At 68.9% G+C, this 24,659-nt stretch carries 20 protein-coding genes; 8 read left to right on the top strand and 12 right to left on the bottom strand.

Annotation, left to right across the window (positions count from 1 at the left end):
* Nucleotides 1–238: 238 nt before the first annotated feature.
* The 4 genes from C3K08_RS18830 to C3K08_RS12620 all read right to left on the bottom strand — a co-directional run bounded on the left by C3K08_RS18830 (nucleotide 239) and on the right by C3K08_RS12620 (nucleotide 6,410).
* On the bottom strand, nucleotides 239–2,920 hold the full coding sequence (locus C3K08_RS18830; protein WP_104991616.1) for a DUF3987 domain-containing protein: 2,682 nt from the start codon (nucleotides 2,918–2,920) through the stop codon (nucleotides 239–241).
* Nucleotides 2,921–3,326: 406 nt separating this feature from the next.
* Complete coding sequence (locus C3K08_RS12635; protein ID WP_199776935.1) at nucleotides 3,327–3,614, bottom strand: helix-turn-helix domain-containing protein; 288 nt, start codon at nucleotides 3,612–3,614, stop codon at nucleotides 3,327–3,329.
* A gap of 376 nt (nucleotides 3,615–3,990) precedes the next feature.
* Nucleotides 3,991–5,082: a transposase gene (locus C3K08_RS12625; protein WP_102128614.1), complete on the bottom strand. Its 1,092-nt coding sequence runs from the start codon at nucleotides 5,080–5,082 to the stop codon at nucleotides 3,991–3,993.
* Nucleotides 5,083–6,035: 953 nt separating this feature from the next.
* The gene (locus C3K08_RS12620) at nucleotides 6,036–6,410 is read right to left on the bottom strand and encodes a hypothetical protein (RefSeq protein WP_234009082.1); all 375 of its coding nucleotides are present in this window, start codon (nucleotides 6,408–6,410) and stop codon (nucleotides 6,036–6,038) included.
* 120 nt (nucleotides 6,411–6,530) lie between these two features.
* On the opposite strand from C3K08_RS12620, the gene rfbF reads away from it, so the two are divergent.
* The 6 genes from rfbF (at nucleotide 6,531) to rpoZ (ending at nucleotide 11,903) form a co-directional block, all read left to right on the top strand.
* Nucleotides 6,531–7,301 (top strand): glucose-1-phosphate cytidylyltransferase, encoded by a 771-nt coding sequence (gene rfbF, locus C3K08_RS12615; protein ID WP_104991614.1) that lies wholly within the window; start codon nucleotides 6,531–6,533, stop codon nucleotides 7,299–7,301.
* Nucleotides 7,298–8,542: an L-2-hydroxyglutarate oxidase gene (lhgO, locus tag C3K08_RS12610; RefSeq protein ID WP_234009081.1), complete on the top strand. Its 1,245-nt coding sequence runs from the start codon at nucleotides 7,298–7,300 to the stop codon at nucleotides 8,540–8,542. The genes rfbF and lhgO overlap by 4 nt, the downstream gene beginning before the upstream one ends.
* Nucleotides 8,539–9,618, top strand: a complete 1,080-nt coding sequence (locus tag C3K08_RS12605) for an NAD(P)-dependent oxidoreductase (RefSeq protein ID WP_104991613.1) — start codon at nucleotides 8,539–8,541, stop codon at nucleotides 9,616–9,618. Before lhgO ends, C3K08_RS12605 begins: the two co-directional genes overlap by 4 nt.
* Entirely contained in the window at nucleotides 9,615–10,160 is a 546-nt protein-coding gene (rfbC, locus tag C3K08_RS12600; protein WP_104991612.1) for a dTDP-4-dehydrorhamnose 3,5-epimerase, read from the top strand. Before C3K08_RS12605 ends, rfbC begins: the two co-directional genes overlap by 4 nt.
* Entirely contained in the window at nucleotides 10,157–11,461 is a 1,305-nt protein-coding gene (locus C3K08_RS12595; RefSeq protein WP_104991611.1) for an NAD(P)H-dependent oxidoreductase, read from the top strand. Before rfbC ends, C3K08_RS12595 begins: the two co-directional genes overlap by 4 nt.
* Before the next feature lie 142 nt (nucleotides 11,462–11,603).
* On the top strand, nucleotides 11,604–11,903 hold the full coding sequence (gene rpoZ / locus C3K08_RS12590; RefSeq protein WP_104991610.1) for a DNA-directed RNA polymerase subunit omega: 300 nt from the start codon (nucleotides 11,604–11,606) through the stop codon (nucleotides 11,901–11,903).
* Between the two features lie 214 nt (nucleotides 11,904–12,117).
* Here the strand turns inward: rpoZ and C3K08_RS12585 are convergent, their stop codons facing one another.
* Together C3K08_RS12585 and C3K08_RS12580 are read right to left on the bottom strand one after the other, a co-directional pair.
* Nucleotides 12,118–13,908 (bottom strand): N-acetylmuramoyl-L-alanine amidase, encoded by a 1,791-nt coding sequence (locus C3K08_RS12585; protein WP_104991609.1) that lies wholly within the window; start codon nucleotides 13,906–13,908, stop codon nucleotides 12,118–12,120.
* Between the two features lie 130 nt (nucleotides 13,909–14,038).
* The gene (locus tag C3K08_RS12580) at nucleotides 14,039–14,845 is read right to left on the bottom strand and encodes an IS5 family transposase (RefSeq protein WP_104991608.1); all 807 of its coding nucleotides are present in this window, start codon (nucleotides 14,843–14,845) and stop codon (nucleotides 14,039–14,041) included.
* A gap of 105 nt (nucleotides 14,846–14,950) precedes the next feature.
* On the opposite strand from C3K08_RS12580, the gene dnaE reads away from it, so the two are divergent.
* On the top strand, nucleotides 14,951–18,931 hold the full coding sequence (gene dnaE / locus C3K08_RS12575; RefSeq protein ID WP_104991607.1) for a DNA polymerase III subunit alpha: 3,981 nt from the start codon (nucleotides 14,951–14,953) through the stop codon (nucleotides 18,929–18,931).
* Nucleotides 18,932–18,983: 52 nt separating this feature from the next.
* Entirely contained in the window at nucleotides 18,984–19,916 is a 933-nt protein-coding gene (locus C3K08_RS12570; protein WP_104991606.1) for a hypothetical protein, read from the top strand.
* A 61-nt stretch (nucleotides 19,917–19,977) separates the two neighbouring features.
* Here the strand turns inward: C3K08_RS12570 and C3K08_RS12565 are convergent, their stop codons facing one another.
* The 6 genes from C3K08_RS12565 to C3K08_RS12540 form a co-directional block, all read right to left on the bottom strand.
* The gene (locus tag C3K08_RS12565; RefSeq protein ID WP_104991605.1) at nucleotides 19,978–21,057 is read right to left on the bottom strand and encodes a PilT/PilU family type 4a pilus ATPase; all 1,080 of its coding nucleotides are present in this window, start codon (nucleotides 21,055–21,057) and stop codon (nucleotides 19,978–19,980) included.
* 49 nt (nucleotides 21,058–21,106) lie between these two features.
* Nucleotides 21,107–21,571 (bottom strand): DUF488 family protein, encoded by a 465-nt coding sequence (locus tag C3K08_RS12560; RefSeq protein WP_104991604.1) that lies wholly within the window; start codon nucleotides 21,569–21,571, stop codon nucleotides 21,107–21,109.
* Nucleotides 21,568–22,152, bottom strand: a complete 585-nt coding sequence (locus C3K08_RS12555) for a DinB family protein (protein ID WP_104991603.1) — start codon at nucleotides 22,150–22,152, stop codon at nucleotides 21,568–21,570. The genes C3K08_RS12560 and C3K08_RS12555 overlap by 4 nt, the downstream gene beginning before the upstream one ends.
* 4 nt (nucleotides 22,153–22,156) lie before the next feature.
* Nucleotides 22,157–22,738 (bottom strand): 5-formyltetrahydrofolate cyclo-ligase, encoded by a 582-nt coding sequence (locus C3K08_RS12550; RefSeq protein ID WP_234009080.1) that lies wholly within the window; start codon nucleotides 22,736–22,738, stop codon nucleotides 22,157–22,159.
* A 9-nt stretch (nucleotides 22,739–22,747) separates the two neighbouring features.
* Nucleotides 22,748–23,626, bottom strand: coding sequence for an acyltransferase (locus tag C3K08_RS12545; protein WP_199776934.1), 879 nt, complete (start codon nucleotides 23,624–23,626; stop codon nucleotides 22,748–22,750).
* Nucleotides 23,627–23,702: 76 nt separating this feature from the next.
* Entirely contained in the window at nucleotides 23,703–24,488 is a 786-nt protein-coding gene (locus C3K08_RS12540) for an enoyl-ACP reductase (RefSeq protein WP_104991602.1), read from the bottom strand.
* Nucleotides 24,489–24,659: the final 171 nt, after the last annotated feature.

The following is a 24,659-nucleotide window of genomic DNA, read 5'->3' as shown; positions in this document are numbered from 1 at the left end:
GCCGCCATGCTGGGCCGCACCGGGCGAGCCTGGGGGCGCGGCGCTTCCCTGGGCGGGGCCTCCGGTGGGGGCGAGCTGGGCGCCGGGCGGGGGCGAGGCACCGGGCGAGGGGGCAGCGCTGCCGGTGCTGGGGCTGGGGGTGGGGCCGCCTGAGTCTGAGGCTGGGGGGCCGGGCTGGGGGGCGACTCAGCCTGCCCACGGGCCGCCCGGAGGTGCGCAAGAAAGGGAGAGGTAAAGGTCATGCGCTCACCTCGCCCTCTGCCCCGTCGAGTGCCGCGAGGGCGTCCGGGTGCACCCGGAGCGTCTTCACGGGCCGCCCGCCTGCCTTGCCGCCTGGGGGGGCGCTGACTTCCACCCGCACCGCCCCGCACCCTTCCAGCACCCTGAGCGCCGCCTCTAGCCGGGGGCCGGTCAGGGCCTCGCGGGCCTCGCTGAGCACCCGGCGCACGTCTGCGACTTTCTGCCCGTCGAGTACCCGCCCACGCTCGACGAACCGGAGCACGGCGCGGGCGTCGAGCACGTCAGCGCGGCGGCCCTCGCGCCAGAGTTTGCGGGCGTGGGCGCCCAGGTACTCACACCACATCGCCGCGAGGGCGGCAGATTCCACGCCCACCCGCGCGGGGTGAGGGTGTCCCCCGACCCCCGCTGCTGCCACGTCGAGCGCGTGAAAGATCAGGGCCAGCCGCGCAAAGGTGCCGGGCTGTTTGGAGATGTGCGAGCGGTACGCCTCGCCCCGGCTGAGGTCGCGCTTGTGCTGTTCGTGTCCCACTTCCCAGGCGTTGAAAAGGGCCTGGGCCTCTGGGGTGTAGGTCAGGGGTGCCCCGTCCCCGCTGGGGTACACGCTGCCCAGGGCCTCAGCGGTCAGGCTGGGCAGGGTGTCGAGGAGGGCCGCCGCCGCCTCGCGTAACTCCCGGCTCGCCCCCTCATGCTGGGCCGCTTGGTCAAACTCCGGCCAGCGGTCCGGCCAGACGAACAACTGAAAGCGCTGCAAAAACCCGTCACCGCCCAGGCTCTCGCCGTCGAGCAAGCGGGCGAGCGGCCCCGGTTGAATCCCGCCCAGAATCCCCACGGCCACGCCGGGCACATACAGGGCCTCGCGGCTCATGCGGTCTACCTGGAGCACCGCGTCACCGTTTGCCAGCTCTAGCCACTGGGCGCGGTCAGACTCGCGCCCCGGCTTTTCAAAGGTTCCGATGAAGGCCACCAGCTCATCACGAATCAACATGAGGCCCTGGGGGTTCTGGCTCGCCAGCACCGCGAGGCGTTCTATGGTCACGTCCCGGACCGTGAACCGCTCAGGGGTCAGAGCCGCCTGGGCCGCGCTGAGTTCGTCGCGGGCCTCTGCCAGCTCATCTTCACTGGGCAGCTCGCCCTTGCCACTCTTATAGGCCGCCTTCATGCGGGTTTGAAGCGCGTCTAGGCGGGCCTCTGCCATGTCTCGCCGCGCTTCCAACATCGAGCGCTCAGCCGCGATACGGTCAAACTCTGCCCGCTCTGCCCGTTCCAGCGGCGCGGCCCCCAGGCTCACCGCCCAGGACTTTTTAGCCCCAGGTGGGGCGCAAATCCCGCACCATGCCGCGCCCGTGACGGGGGGATAGCTGAGCACGTTCCGCAGGGCGAGCCGCCTGTTAATCAGGCCAGAGGCCCCCGCGAGTACCGGCGCCGCTACCGATTCCAGCGGCAGCCCCGCCGCCCGCGCCTCTGCCTGTATCCAGTCCGCGAGGGGGCGGGGCAGCAACTCAGCAGGCAGGGGGGGCACCGGCTCAGTCAGCGGGGGAAGCGGGGTCACGTCCCCCCAGGCCACCGGGGGCAGGTCGGCAGCGGGCGCCGGGCGGGCGGTGCTCGCCTGACCCCCAGCGCTGGCCCGCTCCGGCTCCGGCAACCCCAGCACCCGCGCCGCCTTCTTCACCACCTCGCGCCACTGCTCAGGGGTGGCCGTGTAGCCGTCCACACCCTCACTCAGCAGCGCCCACACCCCAAAGGCGTCACGGGGCAGGCCGTCGCCCAGCGGGTCGGCAGCGTGCCAGCTCATCACCACCTCTGCCCCGGCGGGGGTGCGCTCCGGGCGCAACCTCACCCCCGCCTGACCGCTCGACGAATGGGGGTAGAGCCAGGGGCCACGCGGCGGGCCTTTATAGCCGTGCTCGCCCAGCACCTCAGCGAGCGAGCGGGCGGCGTTGAATTGGTCTATGACGGACCCACCCTCACCCCGCGAGGCCGCGCCGCCCAGGCGGCCCAGGTCACGCTCACTGGGGGCGGGCAGCTCGCCCGGCGCCCAGGGGCAGGCCGCTTTCATGACCCCTTCCAGCCCCCGCCAGCGCTGCCACAGGCTCAGCAGCTCCGGGGGCAGCTCCGGCAGATCGGCCACGCGCTCCGGGACCGGCCCGGCCCAGGCGTAGGGCTGCCCGGTGTCCGGGTGAAGGCTGGGCGGCATCACGTCCTGCACTTGCCCGGCCCGCAGTTCAAAGACGGTCAGGGGGGCGGGGCGCCCACCGGGGCCTTTCTTGCCGCTGGGGTCCGGCCAGATCAGCGCCACGCGCCCCAGGCTCAGCCCGTCCGGCACCCGGTAGAGGGGTTTTTCCCCTTTCTTGCCCCGGACCCGGTAGGGGTTGCCCGCCATGAGGGCCGCGAGGTCTACGCCCACTGCCGCGAGCGCGAGGGCCGCACCGTCATGGTCTAGGTCGAGCGCCGCCGTCTGACTTTCCGAGTGCAGCAACCCCACCCCGGCGCCGGGGTGCGCGGTGAGGTACGCGCGGGCAGCGCTGGGGGTGGTGAGCCACTGGGCCGGGTCAGAGTTCCAGCCGGTTTCCCTGGGGCCTTTGGTGCCCCTGGGCACCGGCACCAGCACGAACCCCCCAGCGGTCAGGGCCTCCGCCTGGGCGATACGGTCAGCGGGGCGGGGCAGGGTAGCGGCGGTCATGCCGGACCCCCAGCGCTGCCCCAGGTGCGCGGGCGAGTAGGCGTAGGAGTAGAACCCGGCACCCCCCTAAAACCTCCGGCCCTACTCCTACCCCCAGCGGGGGAGGGGGTGCGGCAATTCTCAGCGCTGGGCGTGGGGTTTTCCCTCTGCCCCCAGTGCGCGGGGGAGTAGGGGGAGGAGTAGACAGAGGTTCCGGGGGGGTTATCGAGTAGAACCACTGGGACGAAACCTCTACTCTTTTTCGCCGTGCTGGACAGCGTTTGTGAGTGGCGCAGAGGTTCTAGGGGTTTCTGGGGCGATTGGAGCGAGAGAGAAAAACACGCGGCCCTGCTCGCGGGCTTTCCCGGTAGGATGTGGGCAAGCCCCCCCCGGCCCTGCCCCAGCCCCGCCGTCACGCGGGGCGGCTTCATTTGACCGCCTGGGCGGCCCGGCGCTCTGCCCGCCATGCGTCGAGCTGGGGGCGGGGAATGCGGTACAGGGGCCGCGCGGGGGTGCCGTAGTTCTCGGCAATGAGGCGGCCCTCGCGTATCTCGCGGCGGATGAGGTCAGTCCCGACCCTCAGCAGGGCCGCCGCCTCTACCACGTCGAGCATCAGCAGGGCGTCGAGCTGTTCGGGGGTGAGGGTGGTCCGTTGCCGCCCGCCCTTGCGCTGGGGGGGTGCCGTCAGGGGGTTAACCGCCTGGGGGTGCGTCATGTGTTGCCTCGCGCTGTATCCGCCCTGCCCCGCGTCATGGGGGCGAGGGGGGAGAGCCTGTGGCACCTGGGCACCGCTGGGGGTGCTGTTCAGATGCCCGCGAGCGCTCAGGCCTGAAAGGTCAGGGGGAGCGCTGCCAGCTCAGGCGAGGGCAGGGGGCGCGAGGGGTGCGGCTGGGGGTATGGCCCGCGAGTAGAGCGGGCGGGGGAGACGGCGCGGGGGGCGCTGGGGTTTGATGCGCCGGGCGAGGTGGGCGCGGTAGGCGTCTGCCTGTAGGCTCAGCCTTCTCAGGGCAAGTTTGTAGGCATGACTTTTGACGATTTGAGAATCAACGGCTTCTCTTCGGCTTGTCGCCCTCGCCGCACGAACATAACTCTCAGGAGTTGCACCTCGCATAGCGCAGTGAATAGCCGTGCTGGCGGAGAAATTCCGAGTTTCTGCTGAACGTCAGGAGCAGGCGGTTCAAATGAACGTCTGGCATGACCGTCATCAGTGCCAGAGCAGCACACGCCTCCAGGGTCATCCCGGTCTCTCGGTGCAGGATGGCCAGTGTCCAGGCCAGGAACACCAGCAGGACCCAGCGATCCAGGCCCACAGCAGTTCGCAATGCGAACTGCGCCAGACCAAACTGGTGCTTGCCCTCCTTGAAGAACGATTCCTCACTCCACCGCTTTGCCCCCTCGGCGACCACCTCGTCGCCTTCCATCAGTTCCGAAGAAACCGCGTGAAACACCCGGTCTCCACGGTCGACGCGACCCAGCACCAGCGGGTCATGCGGCCAGTTCTTCAATTCGATGTAGCCTCCATGCGGACAGTCAGCCACCGTGACCTCGCCTGGGTGCATCGTCCGCCGGGTTGACCGAACGCCCACCACAAACTCGAAGCCCAGCTGCCTGACTTCATCCAGGAAGACAGCGGATTCGAATCCGCTGTCTGCTAACACGCGAATCCGGAATCGACGACGGATCGCGTCTGGGACGGTTCGCAGAAGTTCTCGTGCCAGAGTCACTGGGGTCGCTGTCCCCTTGCCCCGGTAGACCCGGTACCCCACGGGAAACTTCACCGCTCCGTATTCGGCGAACAACACGACCAGATGGATGCCGTGAACCTCGTTGTAGACGCGAACGAAGGGCAGCGTGCTGCCCTTTTTTTCGATGCTGGTCAGGTCGACACTCAGCCGCAGGAGTGGGCGGTGTTTTCGTCGGGCCGCGACAAGCAGCGCGTCCCACTGGGCGCGCTGCAAGATGGCCCAACCCTGTGCCGTATCCCAGGGGTACTCGTTCAGGAGGCGGCTCAGCGCACTTTTGCTGACCAACTCAGCGCGGTGCAACGCCGTTTTGGTGGCAGTGTCCAGGAACATCGACAGCGCAGCCTCCAGGCTGCGCTGTTGGTAGGACGTGGTTGGAACGGCCAGGAACTCATCTGCCAGAATGCGGACGCGCTCCCCCAGAATCTGTGACGTAGACACTCCCAGATTTTCTCGGCTGGGAGCGCTTCCCCGTCGTTATGCAGGTGCAACTCCTGAGTAACTCCCTGCACTAGCCCAGCCCAGGCCAAACACAGGGTTTTCAAGCACTGTGAGCGCTCGGCCCAATTCGGCGTCTAGGGCTGGACGGGGCATATAGGGAAGGTGGGCGCTCGCGCCGAAAGGTAGCCCGGTCCGGGAAGCAAAGATGATTCTTCTACGTCGCCGTACGCGCTTCTCGCTCATTTCTGCGGTAGCACCGACAGCGGAATATCCCCAAAACTCGCTCTCAGGTTGGATCGCCCAGAATGTTTGGGTGTTATTCCATGCAGGCGCACCTAAGCTGTGCTTGAGCGGGGTTGTCTTTCGGCGTGATGCAATAAGCGCCCAGAGGCCCGCCTGATACACCCCAGCGCCCCGCATGACCGCGCGGCGGTAGTGACGTGGCCGCCAATGCTCCGGGGAGACAGAGAAGCGCCCGTCAGCAGCAACCTTGCCCAGATAGAGGGACGCCCAGGCGGCAGCGATGGTAAGCGGCTGCCCCTGGTAACTGGTCCGCACTTCCGGGGCGACACATTCCAGCATCCGCACCGTGTACCCCCCATAACCCCCGACGTTCATGCGGGAAGTCAGGGGCAGGGGGCGGGGGCCGGTCATGGCAAACATCTTACGCGCTAGTACGTTCGGGAAGTAGCAGGGCGGTCCCGGTTGCAAACGATTTGCAAACGCACGGGGCAAAAGTGCCCCCCCTGGGTAGTAACCGGGCGTAATGCGTTAGACTGGCTTTCACGCACTGGGCGCGGTTTCTTGGCCTACCCCTACCGGCAGCCCCTACCCGGTCAGACCCCTGCTCAAGTTGTTCGTAATCAGTAGGTCGTCGGTTCAAATCCGACCTCTGGCTCCAGAGGAAAGTCCCGCGCTAAGCGGGACTTTTTCTTATGGGCAGCGGCGGGTGGCTAGGCGGGCGTCCACTCCTGCCGGGCGGGGGTGGCGGCTTCTGGGCCAGAGACCTCCGGCAGCAGGTGCGCGAGCGCGAGCGGGATCGCGGCGTCCCAGCCCTGGGGGTGGCAGGCGGCGGGGTAGGGGACCGGCGGGCCGTCGTCGCAGGGAAAGCCCGCCAGCAGCTCGCTGAGACGGTGATCGGGTGCCCAGCGGGCCACGTCGAACAGGGCGCGGACGACCTGCGCCGCCCCGGCGTGCAGGCCGTAGTGCTCGAAGCTCAGCGTGGCGGCGGCGGTGTCGTGCGGCCACACGCTCCCGTTGTGGGACGAGACCGGGTCGTAGCGTGGTTCGCGCACCCCCTGGGCGGCGGGCCAGTACAGTACGGTCACGTCCCTCTCAGATGCACGCTCCGCTCAGGTCCCGAGCCGTTGGTCCGCGCTTCCCCCGCGCGGTTTCCCGGTGCTCCCAGGCCCCCGGCCCCACCCTCCCCCGTTCCGTGAGGTGCTCCCATGAAGGCAGTGATATTCGCCGGAGGCTTAGGCACGCGCATCAGCGAGGAGAGCACCGTCCGCCCCAAACCGATGATCGAGATCGGCGGGCGGCCCATCCTGTGGCACATCATGAAAATCTACGCCGCCCACGGCATCACCGATTTCGTGGTGCTGTGCGGCTATAAGCAGTACATGATCAAGGAGTACTTCTCCAACTACTACCTGCACATGTCGGACGTGACCTTCGACCTGCGGACGAACACGACCCGCATCCACTGTGCCCACGCCGAACCCTGGTGCGTGACCCTGGTGGACACTGGCGAGGAGACCATGACCGGCGGGCGTCTTAAGCGGGCGCAGCGCTACCTGGAAGGCGGCACCTTCTGCCTGACCTACGGCGACGGGGTGGGCAACGTGGATATCCAGGCCGCCATCGACCTGCACCGCCGCGACGGGCGGCTGGCGACCATGACGGTGGTGCAGCCGCCGGGGCGCTTCGGGGCGGTCGCGCTGGAGGAAGGCTACGGGGTCCGCAGCTTTCAGGAAAAGCCCAACGGGGACGGCGCCTGGATCAACGGGGGCTTTTTCGTGCTGGAGCCGGGGGTGCTCGACTATATCGAGGGGGATGACACGACCTGGGAGGCCGAGCCGCTGCGCCACCTCGCGCGGGACGGCCAGCTCTCGGCCTACCGCCACAGCGGGTTCTGGCAGCCCATGGACACCCTGCGCGACAAGCACGTGCTGGAGGAGATGTGGCGCGGGCACCAGGCCCCCTGGAAGGTGTGGTGAGCCCGGTGCGCTACGACTACGCGGTGATCGGCGGCGGCGTCGTGGGGCTGGCGACCGCACACGCCCTCGCCGAGCGGCATCCGGGGGCGTCCATCCTGCTGCTGGAAAAGGAAGACGGCCCCGCGCGGCACCAGACCGGGCGCAACTCCGGGGTGATCCACTCGGGCATCTACTACGCCCCCGGCAGCCTCAAGGCGCGGCTGTGCGCGGCGGGCGTGCGCTCCATGATCCAGTTTTGCGAGGAACACGGTATCCAGTACGAGCAGTGCGGCAAGGTGATCGTGGCGACCGGGCCGGGGGAACTCCCCCTCCTGGAGCGGCTGCACGAACGCGGGCTTCAGAACGGCCTGAGCGTGCAGCGGCTCTCCGGCGATGAGGTCCGCGAGTACGAACCCCACGTGCAGGCCCTGGCCGGGCTGCGGGTGCCGTCCACCGGCATCGTGAGCTACCGCCACGTCAGCGCCGTGCTCGTGATGCTGGCCCGCTCGCGCGGCACCGACGTGCGCTTCGGGGCGCGGGTCACGCGGCTGCGCCCCACCGCGCAGGGCTACGACATCGGCACGACCGCCGGGGACTTCGCCGCGAGGGTGCTGGTGAACTGCGCGGGGCTGCACAGCGACCGGGTGGCGCGGCTGGCGGGCACCGATCCGCACAGCCGCATCGTGCCCTTCCGGGGCGAGTACTACGAGCTGCGGGGGGACCGTCGTCACCTCGTGCGCGGGCTGATCTACCCGGTGCCCAATCCCGACTTCCCCTTCCTGGGGGTGCACTTCACCCGCATGATCGACGGTTCGGTCCACGCGGGGCCGAACGCGGTGCTGGCCTTCCGGCGCGAGGGCTACCGCAAGTCCGACGTGAACCTGCGCGACCTGCGCGAGGTGCTGGCCGACCCCGGCTTCCGGGCGCTGGCGCGGCGGCACCTGCGCGAGGGGGCCGCCGAGATGCTGCGGTCGTGGTCCAAGACGCTCTTTGTCCGCAGCCTCCAGCGCCTGATTCCGGAGGTGCGTTCGGAGGACCTCGTGCCCTGCGCGGCCGGGGTGCGGGCGCAGGCCCTCGCGCCCGACGGGCGGCTTGTGGACGATTTCCTGCTGGTGGACGGCCCGAACGCCCTGCACGTCTGCAACGCCCCCTCCCCGGCGGCCACCTCCAGCCTGGAGATCGGCCGGGCCGTCGCCGCGCGGGTCCCGGCCGCGCCCCGGCCCATGCTCGCTGCCTTTCCCCGTCAAGGAGTGTCCGCATGAAGGTTCTGATGACCGGCACCGAGGGCTACCTGGGCTCCATCGTCGCCCCCGCCGCCCTGCGTGCGGGAATGGAGGTCGTCGCGGTCGATACCGGCTACTTCCGGAGCGGCTGGCTGTACCACGGCACCGACCGCACGGCTCCGACCCAGTTCAAGGACATCCGGCAGATGACGCCGGAGGATTTCGCCGGGGTGGACGCGGTCGTTCATCTCGCGGAGCTGTCCAACGATCCGCTGGGGCAACTGCTCCCCACCATCACCTACGACATCAACCATGCGGGGTCGGTGCGCCTCGCCCAGCTCGCCAAGGCGGCGGGGGTGCGGCGCTTCGTGTACATGTCCTCGTGCAGCGTGTACGGGGTGGCCTCGGCGGACCACGTGGACGAGACCTCGCCGGTCAACCCGCAGACTGCCTACGCGGAGTGCAAGGTGCTCGTCGAGCGCGACCTGCGGGCAATGGCGGACGACACCTTCTCGCCCACCTTCCTGCGCAACGCGACGGCTTTCGGGGCGTCCCCCCGGATGCGTTTCGACATCGTGCTGAACAACCTCGCGGGGCTGGCCTGGACCACCGGGGAGATCCGCATGACCTCGGACGGCACCCCCTGGCGCCCGCTGGTGCATGCCAACGACATCGCGCGGGCGATTCTCTGCACGCTGGAGGCGCCCCAGGAGGCCATTCACAACCAGACCTTCAACGTGGGGAGCACCGAGCAGAACTACCGGGTGCGCGACATCGCGGAGGTCGTGGCGGCGGCTTTTCCGGGCTGCGGCCTGAGCTTCGGGGAGAATGGCGGGGACAACCGCAGCTACCGGGTTTCCTTCAAGAAGATCGCCTCGGAGCTGCCCGGCTTCCGCTGCGAGTGGGACGCGGCGCGGGGGGCGGCGCAGCTCGCGGCCCTCTTCGCCCGCATCGGGCTGACGCGGGACGAGTTCGAGTCGCGCGGCTACACCCGCCTCAAGCAGCTCGAGTACCTGCTCGCCACCGGGCAGATCGACCACGACTTCTTCTGGACCGACCCCTTTGCCGCACCCGCGCCGCAGGGCCAGGTCGCCCGCGAAGGGAGCCTGACGTGATTTTCACCGAGACGAAACTGGGCGGCGCGTTTATCGTCGAGCCCGAACTCCGCGAGGACGAACGCGGCTTTTTCGCCCGCACCTTCTGCCAGCACGAGTTCGCCGCGCACGGGCTGAAGGTGGAGGTGGCGCAGGCCAACCTCAGCTTCAACCACCGGGCCGGGACCCTGCGCGGGCTGCACTTCCAGCGCCCGCCCGCCGCCGAGACCAAGCTGGTGCGCTGCACGCGCGGGGCCATCGTCGACGTGATCGTGGACCTGCGCCCCGGCTCGCCCACCTACCTCCAGCATGTCGCGGTGGAACTCTCCGAGGACAACCGCCGCGCCCTGTACGTGCCCGAACTCTTCGCGCACGGCTATCAGACGCTGACCGACGGGGCGGAGGTGACCTATCAGGTGGGCGAGTTCTACACCCCCGGCGCCGAGGGGGGCCTGCGCTACGACGACCCCCGCCTGGGCATCACCTGGCCGCTGCCGGTCACCGTGATCTCGGACAAGGACGCCGCCTGGCCGCTGCTGACGACCGAGGAGGTGACCGCGTGATCATCGTGGACCGGGCCTTGCGGGCGCGGGAGGAGGAGGGCAACCCCATCCGCGTCGGCATGATCGGCGCGGGCTTCATGGGCCGGGGGGTCGCCAACCAGATCGTGAACTCGGTGCCGGGGATGCGGCTGGTGGCGGTCGCCAACCGCACCCTGGAGAACGCCCGCCGCGCCTACGCGGAGGCCGGGGTCGAGGACGTGCGCGAGGTGAGCACCCTGGCCGCCCTGGAGGACGCTGTCCACACGGGCCATGCGGCGGTCACCGAGGACGCGCTTCTCCTGTGCCGCGCCGCCGGGATCGACTGCCTGATCGAGGTGACCGGGGACGTGGAATTCGGCGCGGGGGTGACGGTCGAGGCCATCGCGCACGGCAAGCACATGGTCACCATGAACGCCGAACTCGACGCGACGGTGGGGCCGCTGCTCAAGCAGATGGCCGACCGGGCGGGCGTGATCCTGACCGCCGCCGACGGGGACCAGCCCGGCGTGGAGATGAACCTCTACCGCTATGTCCGCAGCCTGGGCCTGACGCCGCTGCTGTGCGGCAACATCAAGGGTCTGCAAGACCCCTACCGCACGCCGACCACCCAGCGGGCCTTTGCCGAGCGCTGGGGCCAGAACCCCCATATGGTGACCAGCTTCGCGGACGGCACCAAGATCTCCTTCGAGCAGGCCATCGTCGCCAACGGCACCGGGATGCGGGTGGCCCAGCGCGGGATGCGCGGGCTGGAGTTCACCGGGCACGTGGACGACCTGCGCCACCTCTACGACGCGGACGAGCTGCGCCGTCTCGGGGGCGTCGTGGACTACGTCGTGGGTGCCAAGCCCGGCCCCGGCGTCTTCGTGTACGCCACGCACGACGACCCCAAGCAGCGGCATTACCTCAACCTCTACAAGCTGGGGGAAGGGCCGCTCTACAGCTTCTACACGCCCTACCACCTGTGCCACTTCGAGGTCCCGCTGTCGGTGGCCCGCGCGGTGCTGTTCGGGGACCCGGTGCTGCAGCCGCTGGGCGCTCCCGTCGTGGACGTGGTCGCCACTGCCAAGCGTGACCTGGCAGCGGGGGAGACGATAGACGGTCTGGGCGGCTACCTCACCTACGGCCAGTGCGAGAACGCGGACGTGACGGCGGCCCAGCGCCTGCTCCCGATGGGCCTGGCCGAGGGCGGCCGCCTGCGCCGGGCGGTCCCGAGAGACGCCGTGCTCACCTACGACGATGTGGAGTTGCCGGAAGGGCGCCTCGCCGTGCGCCTGCGGGCCGAGCAGGACCGCACTTTTGCACCCATCAGCGCCCTGCGCTGAACCCTGCCCGGCTTGCCCCGCCTCTCCCTGGCCCCGGTGGGCTAGACTGAGCGGCTGAGTACGCCCGCCCACCCGGGGCAGGCCGGATGCCCGTCGCTTCCCGCCCCAGCCGGGGCAGGCGCCGGATGAAAGGGGTTCTTACATGGCCGAACAGGATATCGACAAGCTTCTTTCCCTGACCGACAGCAAGTACCGCCTGTCGGTCGTGACCGCCAAGCGGGCGCTGCAACTGCGCTCCGGAGCACCCAGCGTGGTCTCGAACGAGCAGCGGGCACGCACCCGCAACCTCGTCACGCTCGCCATGCGCGAACTCGCCACCGGCAAGCTCACGGTTGGCACCGAGCTGATGGACGAATCGCGTTTCCATCAGGACTACGTGCGCCAGCGCCAAGCCCAGCTTCAGGCCCAGCTCAACGCCGAGCGCGAGCGCGAGCGGGACTGATACCAAATTGCGATGATTCCTTGGAATCATCCGAGCGGACTGGCACAGCTCCGCAGGAGAGCGAGAAGCAAAAAGTACGGGGTTGCGGCGATGGAAGACCCTATGGTGCTTTCCCGGATGTTCTGGAATCAGAGCAATCCCGTATGACCCGGCACCGGAAAAACGGAGGGACCCCGCCAGCCGCGCGGGGTCCTTCTGGTGTTGGGGGCCTGGCTTATCTACCTGCGACCGCCCCACTGGCCGAGACGCCGCCCACCAGCGCCGCGCGGATGCCCTGGGCGATGCCGAGCGCCACCCGGTCGAGGTAGTGGGTGTCTTTGAGGTTCAGGCCATCGACGGGGTGGCTGGCAAACCCGATTTCCACCAGGGCGGCAGGCACGCTGTTCTCCCGCAAGACCGCGAGCGAGCGGTTGCTGCGCAGGCCCCGCGAGTAGGCCCCGGTCACGTCCACCATATGCTGCTGCAGCAGGCCCGCCAGCGAACTCGACAGCGGGTGGTTGCCATTCCACCACGTCTCGATGCCGTAGCCGCGCAGCGCCGTTTTGGCGTCCAGCGCATTGACATGGATACTCACGAACAACTGGGTTCCCTGCGCCCGGCCCACCCCGGCCCGCAGGTTCAGGTCGGTGACCTTGTCGGAATGCAGCTCGCGGTCGCCGTCGCGGGTCAGCACCACGTCCACGCCCGCCGCCCGCAGCAGCTCGCGCACCCGCAGGGCCACGTCCAGCGTGATCTGCTTCTCGATCACCGAGCCGACCGCACCGGGGTCCTTGCCCCCGTGCCCGGCGTCCAAGACCACGCGCGGCTGCACCAGGCTGGTGCTGAGGGCCAGCAGCGCCGTGCCCCGGCTCACCGGGGTGGCGGGCACCGCCGCGACCACCTTCTCGCGCGGGGCCAGCGGCGTCAGGTTCGCCAGCGCGGGCGAGAGGTCGATCGCCAGCCGCGAGAGCGTGCTGCCCTCCAGCGGCGGCACGAGCAGTGCCCGCCAGCCGCTGCGCTCGGTCAGGGGGGTGCCGGTGAGCAGCGTGACCGTCACGCCGTTCGGGCTGGGTTCATAGCGCCACCCGCGCACCTCGGGGCTGACGTTCTGGGCGCTCAGGGCCGCCGCCGTCACCCCGGTCAGCTCGACCCGCAGGCCCAGCCCGCCGGGCACCAGGCGGTAGGTCGTGCCCGGCGGCAGGTCCAGCACGATGCGCGTCAGGCCCGGATTCTTACCGACGCGGGGGGTGCCCAGCGCCGTGCCCGACGTGACTCCGGGGCTGACCCGGCCCGCCAGCGCACTGGGCTTGTTCGGATCGTGGCCGGGCAGGGCGGGGGGCGACGGCAACGCCGCCCGGTTCGCGGGAGCAATCGCGTCGCCGGGCGGCAGTTGTTCGGCCAGGGCCTTGGGCACGGGGGGGGTGGCCGTCAGCGCCAGCGCGGGCGTGGCGGGCGTGGTCGCCGTGCGGACCAGCGCCTTCAAGGACGCACTCGCCCCGCCCGAGAGGGTCGGCCCGAACTCCAGAATCAGGACCCGCGACCCGGAGGCCAGGGTCGCCTCCGAGGCCCGCCAGCCGTCCGTCAGCGAGAGCGGAAAGGGGGTGAACAGGGTCACCGAGCCGTTTCCGGCGCGGTACTCGCTCACGCTGGCCCCCAGCCGGGTGGTGACGGCGGGCATCACGCGGGCGCCCTTCACGTCCAGCCGCAGCCCCCCGAAAGTGGGGTTGAGCGTGTACGACACGCCCGGCGTCAGGTCAAAGACCACCCGCGTCTGCGAGCCGTCGCTGCTCGTGCGCGGGGTGCCGAAAGTCGCTTCAGCCGGTGCCGGAGCCTTTGAGGTCGTGGCAGGAGCTGCCGTCGCCGCCGAGCGGGGCGCCGCCGGAGGAGTCGGTGACGCGCTTGTCCGCAGGTTGGGCAAAGACTGGGCCGGGGCCGTCCGCTGGAAGGGGTCGGCCTGCGCCCCCGCCCAGCACCCCGCCACACCGCACCACAAGACGGATGAGAGGAAGATGGTATGCGGCTTCATGTGTGCGCCCACTGTAATACTTAAGAGTGAGAAGCGCGACCTTTGCCGCTCATGAGGGTGACCTCCGGCCACTTAGGGCCGTCAAGGCCGGGCGCCACTGACCCGCAGGAGAGGTCCGGCCTAGAGCGTGCTAGGAACCCATCCCAAGAATGGGACTGAGGTTGTGCAGTAACAGAACCGACAAGGCCAACCAGTGAAAGCCGAGCAACATCTCGGGTAACCGCTCTAAATCCCGTGCCAGCCGCCTGAAACGCGCAGTCCAGGCGAAGGTCCGCTCCACAATCCACCTCCTCGGGAGCAAGACAAATCCATGCGCCCCAGACGGCCTTTTCACGACCACCAGCTCGACGTCGTTCACCGCTGCATCGGTGCTCGCCTGATCCCCGGTATAGCCCTGGTCTGCAATCACCACGTCAATGCTTCCACCCGTGAGCGCCTGCACCTCCCGGCACAGGTCATACACCTGGTCTCGATCCTGCTCATTCCCGGGGGTCACGAGCAGTGTCAACACGTTCCCGAGCGTGTCGACAGCGGCGTGAATTTTGCTGCCTTTGCGTCGTTTGGCCCCGTCATACCCGGCCCTTGCACCGCTTTCAGCGGTGCTCTGTAGCGTCCGGCTGTCGATGATGGCCACCGTGGGAATGCCCTCTCTGAGGGCATCCTCTCGTTTGAGTGCACGTAGATCGTGCGCCATGTTCTCGAAGCACCCGTGCTCCATCCACCGCCTGGCCTGCTGGTACACCAGCTCGTACGGCGGGAAATCGTGCGGTAGGTACGCCCACTGGCTCCCGGTGCGAGCGACCCATAACGTGGCATTGAGCATCTCCCTGAGCGAATACTTGCGCTGGGGTGCGTTTTCTGGAACGAGGGTCAGGTACGGGCGCATGAACAGCCACATCTCGTCGTCAACGTCGCTGGGGTAGGCTCGCCGGTCCATCCTCGGATTATCGATCTGAACGCGGAAAAAGGACTCCTCTCTGCTCAGGGCAGAAAAGTTCTGTCACGCTTCAAAACCCATACTCTCAGCCTCTAGACTCTGGACATGACCGCCGCCGACGCTGCTCAACCGCACATCCACCTGCCGGACGGCTCCTGCTGCGGCCCGAAGAAGTTCGCGCACCTGCACCAGCACACCCAGTACAGCCTGCTGGACGGCGCGGCCAAGCTCAAGGACCTCCTGAAATGGGCCAAGGAGGTCACGCCCGAGGGTTGCGAACCGGCACTCGCCATGACCGACCACGGCAACATGCACGGGGCGGTGCACTTCTACAACTACGCGACCGGCATGGGCGTCAAGCCCATCATCGGCTACGAGGCCTACGTGGTGCCGGGCCTGGGAACCCGCCGCGACCGCACGCGCGCAGGTGACGGAGAAAAGGGCATCTTCCACCTGACCCTGCTCGCCCGCGACTTCGAGGGCTACCAGAACCTCTGCCGCCTCAGCTCGCGCGGCTACACCGAGGGCTACTACTACAAGCCCCGCATCGACCACGAACTCTTGCAGGAGCATCACAAAGGTGTGATCGCCTTTTCCGGCTGCCTGGGGTCGGAGGTGCAGCAACTCCTGCTTCAGGGCCGCGAGGACGAGGCCAAGCAGAGATTGCTGTGGTACCGCGACCTGTTCGGCGAGAACTATTTCATCGAGATTCAGGACCACGGCCTGCCCGAGCAGAAGCGCAACAACCCCATCCTGAAGGCCTGGGCGCAGGAACTCGGCATCGGGATGGTCGCCACGAACGACGGCCACTACGTCAAGAAGACCGACGCGACCGCCCACGAGACGCTGCTCGCCATCCAGACCAAGGCGACCCTGGCCGACGAGAACCGTTTCAAGTTCCCCTGTGACGAGTTCTACGTGAAGGGCCTCGACGAGATGCAGGCGGCCCTCCCCGTCTCCGAGTGGGGCGAGGAGCCCTTCGACAACACGGCCCATATCGCGTCCATCTGCAATGTCGACTTGCCCGTCGGCAAGAAGCGGCGGTACCAGATGCCCGCCCTCCCCATCCCCGAAGGCCGCACGATGGCCGAGGAACTGCGGGTGCAGACGTACCGGGGCACGGTCAAGCGGTATCCGGCCCACGCGACGGAGGGGCTGCTGCGCGACTACGCCCTGCGCTCGCTGGAGGCGCTGGGGGCGGAGGACCGGGCGAAAGTCCTTGCCCGCGTGAAGGGCTGCGATGCCACGACCTGCGACCTCGAAACGCTGTTCACCCTGCTCGCCTTCATGGGCAGCGAGTGGGAGGCGCGGGGCAAGGCGGCGGGGGAGAAGTACACGAAATACCCGGCGCTGGAGGTCATGGAAGCCGAGGCTGAGGCCGGAAAGCTGCCCCCCTACGCCCACGAGGACTGCCGCCAGGCCCGCCAGGGAGACAGCGACACGGCCATCGAACTCGACCCTGAAGCGGACGGCGAGGAGACCACGAAGGCGCACCATACCCACGCCCTCGTCATCCTGCGCCGGGCCGAGTACGAACTCTCGGTCATCAACAACATGGGCTTTCCCGACTACTTCCTGATCGTCGCGGACTACATCAACTGGGCCAAGGACCAGGGCATCTCGGTGGGGCCGGGGCGTGGGTCGGGCGCGGGGTCGCTCGTCGCCTACGCGATCCGCATCACCAACCTCGATCCGCTGGAATTCGAACTGCTGTTCGAGCGTTTCCTGAATCCCGACCGCATCTCCATGCCCGACTTCGACATCGACTTCAACGATGCCCGGCGCGGCGAGGTCATCGGCTACGTGCAGCAGAAGTACGGCGACGACAAGGTCGCGCAGATCGCCACCTTCGGGACGATGGCGTCCAAGGCGTGCCTCAAGGACGTGGCCCGCGTGATGGGCCTGGAATACGCCAAGGTGGACAAGGTTTCCAAGCTGATCCCCATCAAGTTCGGCAAGTCCTACTCGCTGGAGCAGGCGCGGGAGGCCGTGCCGGACATCCAGCAGATGCTGGCGGAAGACGCCCAACTGCTCGAAGCCTACGAGTTCGCGCAGAAGCTCGAGGGCCTGACCCGCCACGCCTCGGTCCATGCGGCAGGCGTCGTAATCGGCAAGACGCAACTGACCGACCTCGTGCCCGTCATGCGCGACACCTCCGGCGAGGGCATGGTCTGCCAGTACGACATGAAGGCCGTGGAGGACATCGGCCTGATCAAGATGGACTTCCTGGGGCTGCGGACCCTGTCCTTCCTCGACGAGGCCAAGCGCATCATGCGCGAGTCCAAGGGCATCGAGATCGACTTCGACGCGATTCCCTTCGACGACGCCCGGACCTACGAGCTGATGAGCCGGGGCGACACCAAAGGCGTCTTCCAGCTTGAAGGGGCAGGCATCGCGGACGCCTCCCGCCGTCTCAAGCCCCGCCGCCTCGCCGACATCATTGCCCTTTCGGCCCTCTACCGCCCTGGCCCAATGGAGAACATCCCCACCTACGTCCGCCGTCACCACGGCGTCGAGGAAGTGGATTACGTCAAGGACGGCTTTCCCAACAGCGCGAAATGGCTGGAAAAGATCCTGGCGGAAACCTACGGCATCCCCGTCTACCAGGAACAGATCATGCAGATCGCCTCCGAGGTCGCCGGATTCTCGCTAGGCGGAGCCGACCTGCTGCGCCGCGCGATGGGCAAGAAGGACGCCGAGGAGATGAAACGCCAGCGGCAGATCTTCGTCGCCGGAGCCAGGGAGAACGGCGTGCCCGAGGACGAGGGCAACCGCCTGTTCGACCTGCTGGACGCCTTTGCCAACTACGGCTTCAACAAGTCGCACTCGGCCGCCTACGGGGTCATCACCTACCAGACCGCGTGGCTGAAGGCCAACTACCCGGTCGAGTTCATGGCCGCCCTCCTCACTGTGGAGCGCCGGGACTCCGACAAGGTGGCGGAGTACGTCTCCGACGCCCGCAAGATGGACGTGCGGGTGCTGCCGCCCGACATCAACCGCTCGGCGCCCGACTTCGCGGTGCAGGGCGAGGAGATTCTGTTCGGCCTGTACGCGATCAAGGGCCTGGGCGAGGCGGCCGTGCAGCGGATTCTGGAGGAACGCGAGCGGGGCGGCCATTACAAGTCCCTCGCCGACTTCTGCTCCCGCCTGGGCAACAAGGTCTGCAACCGCAAGGCGATGGAGTCGCTGATCAAGTCGGGGGCCTTCGACCGCTTCGGGGAGCGGCGGCAGCTCTCCGAGAGCCTGGAAGAAGCGATGGCCTGGGCACAGGGCGCGGCGGCGATGGCGAACAGCGGCATGGACGCCCTGTTCGGCATGAACGAGACCGCCCCCGAGCCGAGGCTCAAATCAGGCGTCGAGCCGTACACCGACCTCCAGCGCCTCGCCGTCGAGAAGGAGTCGCTGGGCCTCTACATCTCCGGGCACCCGCTGGAGCAGCACGAGGGGCTGCGCGAGGCCGCGAGCTGCCGCATCTCGGACCTCGACGCCTGGTTCACCACCCAGAACGTCGCGCCGGGCAAGCGGGTCAAGGCGGTGCTGGCGGGCATGATCGAGAGCGTGGTCAAGAAGCCCACCAAGTCGGGCGGCATGATGGCCCGCTTCATCCTCGCGGACGAGTCGGGACAGACCGAGCTGGTGGCCTTTTCCCGCGCCTACGACCGCATTCAGGAGAAGCTGGTCAACGACACGCCCGCCCTGGTGATCGTGGAGCTGGAATCGGAAGACGGCGGGCTGCGGGCCATCGCGGAGGAAGTCGTGAGCATCGAGCAGCTCGCCGAGGTCCCCAAGGTCATGTACGTGACCATCGACCTGGAAACGGCCACGCCCGACGCGGTGGGCGAGTTCCAGAGCGTGCTGGACGAACACGCCGGGGCCATGCCGACCTACCTGCGGCTGGAGACGCCCGAGCAGTTCGTGCTCTACCAGCTCGACCACAACATGGGCAGCCCGGAGGCGATCCGGGTGCTCAACCAGACCTTTCCCTGGGCGGACGCCTACCTCGCCTACGACCAGGGGACCATCCTGGGCCGCTTCGCGCCCAAGCCGCCCGCATGGATGAACAAGGGCCGGGGAATGCAGGCGTAGAGCTGCACTGTTGCCCACACCGGTCAGCCGGGCAGTGTACGCTGCCCCCACCATGACACCCCTGCTGACGCCGCGTCAGGACCTGGCCCTGCGAGTGCTGGCCGCCGCTGCCCTCGCCCTGTTCGCGGTGTGCGGCGCGTTGGTGTTCTTCCTGCTGCGGGCGTGGGCCGGAATGCCGGAGGACACGCGGGAGATCGGCATTCCCGCCCTGCATCTGGCCCGGATTCTGCCGCACCTCGCGCTGGAGGTGACCCTGGGACTACTGGCAGGGCTGCTCGCGCTGGGGCTGGTGGGCTTCCGGGCGTGGGCGGCGGGCTTGCCGCACCGGGACGACCAGGGGGCGAGGCGGGCCTTTATCGGGGCGACGCAGGGCTTTCGCTGGGTGCTGGGGCTGGGTGTGCTGGCGTTCGTGGTCATCCGCATCTGGGTGGCGGGGCAGCCTGATCCCACCATGCAACTGCTCCCCGCCGGGCTGTACGCCTTCATCACGGTGGTGCTGGCGGTCACGCTGACAGTACCGATCCTGGGACTGCTGTGGCGGGGCTTCGGGGGGCTGTCGCGCTGGGCGGGCCGGGTGGGACCGTGGCAGCGGCAGCCTGGCCCCTCGGGGGCACTGCACCGGGCCTTGCGGGACGCGACCTCACCCCTGAAATACGCCGCCGCCCTGCTGCTGGGCCTGGGACTGTGGTTGCTGCCCGCGACCCTGTTCCGGATGACGACGGCCGAGTACTTCATCACCAATTTCGACGAGGTGCTGGCTGAGCAGCTCCAGCCCATGATCGCGGTGCTGGTGGGGTTGATGCTGGTGACCGGGTTCACGCTGGTCCTGTGGCGTTCGCTCGCGCGGCAGGTGTGCCACGCGCTGGACGAGCAGCGCAGCCTCGTCTCCGAACTGATCTACCGCTCCCCGGTGGCGGGGGTGGACCGCACCGTCCGCGAGACGCCCGCGTCGGTGCTGCGCCGGGCGGTGCGGCCTCCCTACTGACCTCTTTCAGGCGAACCCGGCACGCCCAACGTCAAGGCGTGCCGGGTCTTTGTGCCGCGACTCAGGCGAACTGCGCCTTCATCAGCATGATCTTCAGTTCGTGCGGGCTGGTGGCGGTCTGCATGGCGTCTTCCTCGGTCATCAGCCCTTCGCTCACGAGCTGGGCGAGGTGCTGGTCGAAGGTGTGCATTCCCCGCGCCCCACCTTCCAGCAGAGCCTGCTTGATCTCGTCGGTGCGCTCGGGGTCCTTGACGCACTCGCGGACGGTGGGCGTGCCCAGCAGAATCTCCATGCCCAGGACCCGCCCGCCACCCTTGCGCGGCAGCAGCCGCTGGCTGACCACCCCGACGAGGCTCTCCGACAGCCCCAGCCGGATCTGGTCGCGCTCGTGCGGGGCGAAGAAATCGATGATGCGGTTGACCGTGCGAATCGCGTCCTGAGTGTGCAGGGTCGAGAAGACGAGGTGCCCCGTCTGCGCGGCCGAGAGCGCGGCTTCCACCGTCTCCTTGTCGCGCATCTCGCCGATCAGGATGACGTCGGGGTCCTGGCGCATCGCAGCCCGCAGCCCCGCCGCGAAACTCAGCGTATCGGTGCCGAGTTCGCGCTGCGAGACGAGCGCCCGCTTGTCGCGGTGCAGCACCTCGATGGGGTCTTCCAGCGTCACGATGTTGACGGGCTGCGTGGCGTTGATGTGGTCGAGCAGCGAGGCCAGCGTGGTCGTCTTGCCCGACCCAGTCGGCCCGGTCACCAGCACCAAGCCGCGCTCGTGCCCCGCGAGTTCCTCGAAGGTGCCCACCGGCAGCCCGAGGTCCGCGAAGCCGGGAATGGGCTTGTCCTCGATCACGCGCATGATCAGGCCCACCGTGCCGCGCTGGTAGTAGGCGTTCACCCGGAAGCGGGCCACGCCGGGCACTCCATAGGCGAAGTCGCCGTCGCGGCGGGTCAGGAACTCGTCCCACAGGCCGGGGCGCCCCATCATCTCGCGGGCGAACGTCTCGACGTGTTCGGGCAGCAGTCGGTCCTCGCCGAAGCGCACGATCTCGCCGTTGACCCGCGCGGCAGGCGCACTCCCCGCCCGCAGGTGGATGTCACTGGCCCCGGCCTTCACGATCACGCCCAAGAGGGCTTGCAGCACGCTCATCGCCGCCCAGGGTAGGGGAGAGGGTCTTACAGCTTTCTACGGCGCTGGGCTACGTTCCCTGGCGGCCCGGAATGTCGAGGTCCACCACCTCGCCCACCAGCCCCAGCGCCCGCAGGCGGCGGGCGATCAGCGAGCGGTGGCACGCTTTGGGATCGGCTTCAAAGCACAGCAGGGCCACCCGCTCCCGCCCCGCGAGGGCGCCGAGCTCCTCCAGCGCCTCCCCCTGGGTGGCGAGGTGCAGGGTGTAGGCCGCCTCCAGCGCCTGGAAATCGTGGTCGAGCTTGTACGCCTTGCGCACCGGGGGCGGCGTCCCCAGCGTCCGCAGGTGGCGGTAGCCGATGCCGCGCTCCGCGAGCGCCTGCGAGAGTGGTGTCTTGCTGTAGCCCCGGCGGCGGCTCTGTGCCCGCTCCCGCGTGTCGGCGAGCAGGGTCACGCCCGCCGCCTCCAGCGTGGCGAGAAAAGCGCCTTGGTCGGCTCCCTCATAGCCGACCGTCCAGAGCGTGGGCGGGGTCACTCGCCCAGGGCCTTGGCTTCCTTGGCCCCGCGCACCTTGCGGCTTTCGAGGTCGGCGTGCTGGGTCAGGTAGCGCAGCCAGCCCTTGGGCGTCAGCGGCCCCAGCCCGTTGTGCTCGACGGTGGTGCCCTCGGCGGGTGGGGAAGCGTTCAGGCGCCGGGCGAGGTCCACCGTGCGGGCACGGGTCTGGGAGAGGAGGTCCTGAAGCTCACGCAATGTGGTGCCCGCGCCGGGCTTGTAGGGGTGGTGGTCGTCGCGCACGAACGCGCGCTCGCCCAGCGCCACCCGCAGCCGCTCCTGCCCCCAGCGCTCGATCCCGATGATGTGGGTCAGCACGGCACGGTTGGCCTGGGTGTCGGCGGCGCGGCCCGCCCGCTGGAAGAGGGCGATGCCGGAACGCTCCAGCCCCTGCGCGAGTTCCGTATAGCTCTGGCGGGCGGCAGGGCGCTCCAGCGCCTGCGCCACGAACAGGTCCTTCACGTCGTCCTTGCGGTACCGGGCGACGTAGGCGGCCCCGGCGGCCACCCCGACCGTCGCCACGGTGACGACGGCGGGCACGAACACTTTGCTGCGCTTGGTCATGAACTCAGTCTAGAGTTTGCTGGCCCGCCTGCGCCGAGACGCCGAGCACCCTTCCCGGTAACCCGATCAGCCTCACTCGCGAGTCGGGCGGGCACGGCAGCGCGTCCGCCAGCATCAGCGGGTGCGCCAGCGTGTATTCGGGCAGGCCGAGGCCCAGGCCCCGCGCCCCCCAGCCGAAGCCCTTGCCCAGCCGCCCGCCCGCCCGGTCCACAGCGACGCAGGCGAGGACGACGGCCCCCGCCCCCTCCGGATGCAGCCTCGGCTCGCCCACGCGGGGCATGGCCCGGAGCTGCGCCCCCGCCGGGTCGGTCAGCCGCCAGTACCACCCCTCGCGCGTCTGGTGCGGGACGTAGAGGGTCAGGCCTGCCTCCAGCGCGAGCTTTCGCAGCGGATAGAGCACCCGGTCGCCGCCCACGATCAGCGTGCGGTGCCCGGCGACCTCCGGGTGCGAGAGCAGTGACCGTGCCGCCTGGGCAGCCCCGATGAAGTTGGGGTGGTGCCCATGCGGTGGCAGCGGGTACGCGCAGGCCCGCTCGCGCAGCAGCCGCGTCCAGATGGCCTCACGGTGGGCACCGGGGAGGGTCACGGCGCGGGGTTAGCGGTCGCCGTCTCCCGGCACGCGGGTCTGGTTGGGCGTGGGGTCGGGAAACTGCGGGTTGGCCTTGCGCCCCGCGTCGTGCGGATGGGTGCGCGAGTCCACCCCGTAGGCTTCCGGCCGGGGCCGCTCCTTGAAGCGGGTCACGCGGGCGGGCAGCCCCATCGCGATGCCGTGCGGCGGGATGTCCCCGCGCAGCAGGGCGTGGGTGGCGAGCATCGCGTCGTCGCTGACCACGCTCCCGGCCAGGATGGTGGAGTGGTACGTGATCCGTGCTCCCCGGCCGATCACGGTCCTCCGCAGGGTCACGTCCGGGCCGTCGAGCACGGAATGCGTGTGGCTGTAGATATTCACGTAGTCGCTGACCGAGGCATTGTCCTGCAACTCGATGCCGCCGATGTCGTCGAGCAGGACGTGGCGGTGAACGACCACGTTGTCCCCCACCTCCATGTTGTAGCCCACGCTGAACTCCACGTTCTGCCAGCATTTGAAGTCGCGCCCGACCCGCCGGAAGATGTGCCCGGCGAGAATCCGGCGCACCGGGATGCCGGTCACCGGATTCTGCCCGACCGGCGTGAGGTCGAGGTTCTTCCACAGCCACAGCAGCGGCTTGACGCGGGCAAACTGCTCGGCGTCGGTGGCGAGGTAATACTCGGCCTCAAAGGTCACGTTCCGCGCGTCGAGGTTCAGGGCCGCGAGAGGCGCGTCCGCGAGGAGTTGCCCGTACTCGCGCCCGTACATCGCCTGAGCGAGCACCTCGCGGGCCACCACGTTGCGGTCGGTCGCCGGGTCCGCGAGCCTGGATTCCAGATTCCGCAGAAACTCGTTATACGCGGCCTGCGCGTCTCCATCGATGCTCACCGGCTTCAGCCACGTCACGCCCGCCACTGTAGCGCGTGAACCGGGGGCCACTGTGGGAAGTAAAGCAGGGTTGAGGCTGGGCGCGGCGGGGGGACTACTCCAGCGGCATGGTCATGATGTTCGCCCCGGCGTCCACATAGACCGTCTGCCCGGTCACGCCGCTGCCCAGGTCCGAGAGCAGGAAGAGGGCCAGTTTGCCCACCTCCTCGGGGGTGGCGTGGCGGCCCAGGGCGGCGCGGCGTCCGGCCTCGTCGTACAGGCCGCTGAAGCCGGGGATGGAGCGGGCCGCGACCGTCCGCATCGCCCCGGCGCTGATGGTGTTGACGCGCACGTCCGCCTTGCCCAGATCGGCGGCGAGGTAGCGGGTGGCGGCCTCCAGCGCCGCCTTGGCCACCCCCATCACGTTGTACTTGGGCACGACCTGCTGCGAGGCGTGGTAGGTCAGGCTCACGATGCTGCCGCCGGGGCGCAGCAGCCCCTCGGCGTGGCGGGCCGCGCTCACCAGCGTGTAGGCGCTGACATTGAGCGCGGTGTTCCAGTCCTCCGGCGTGGTGGCGATAAAGCGGCCTTCCATCGCGGGGCGGGGCGCGTAGGCGATGGAATGCACGAGGTAGTCCAGATGCCCGAATTCCTCGCGGACGCGGGCGAACAGCGCCGTCAGGTCGTCCTCACTGGTCGCGTCGGCCTGCTGGGTCCACACGCCCTCACGGCCCACGAGCAGCTTGTCGAGTTCGCCCTTCAGGCGCTCCCCCTGGTAGGAAAAGCCCACCCGGCACCCGGCCTGAAGGAGGGGTTCGGCGATGGCCCAGCCCAGGCTGCGGGCGTTCGCCACGCCCATCACCAGGGCCGTCTTGCCGGAGAGGTCAATCGTCAGACTCATGGGGGGGACTGTAGCAACGTGGGGGGGGTGCGGGTTGGAGTGGGTGCAAAAGTGGTCAGGTCGCCCGCGTCGGACACACCTATACTCCCAGCCATGCCTCGCCCCCTCTGGCTTCCCCTGGTCCTGTTGCTGGCCCTACCCGCCTGCTCGCAGCCCCTGCGGATTCCCATT

The organism is Deinococcus sp. NW-56 (assembly GCF_002953415.1).
GTDB lineage: Bacteria > Deinococcota > Deinococci > Deinococcales > Deinococcaceae > Deinococcus.
The sequence above is the reverse complement of the archived record's forward strand: the minus strand, read 5'-3'. Positions and strand labels throughout refer to the sequence as shown.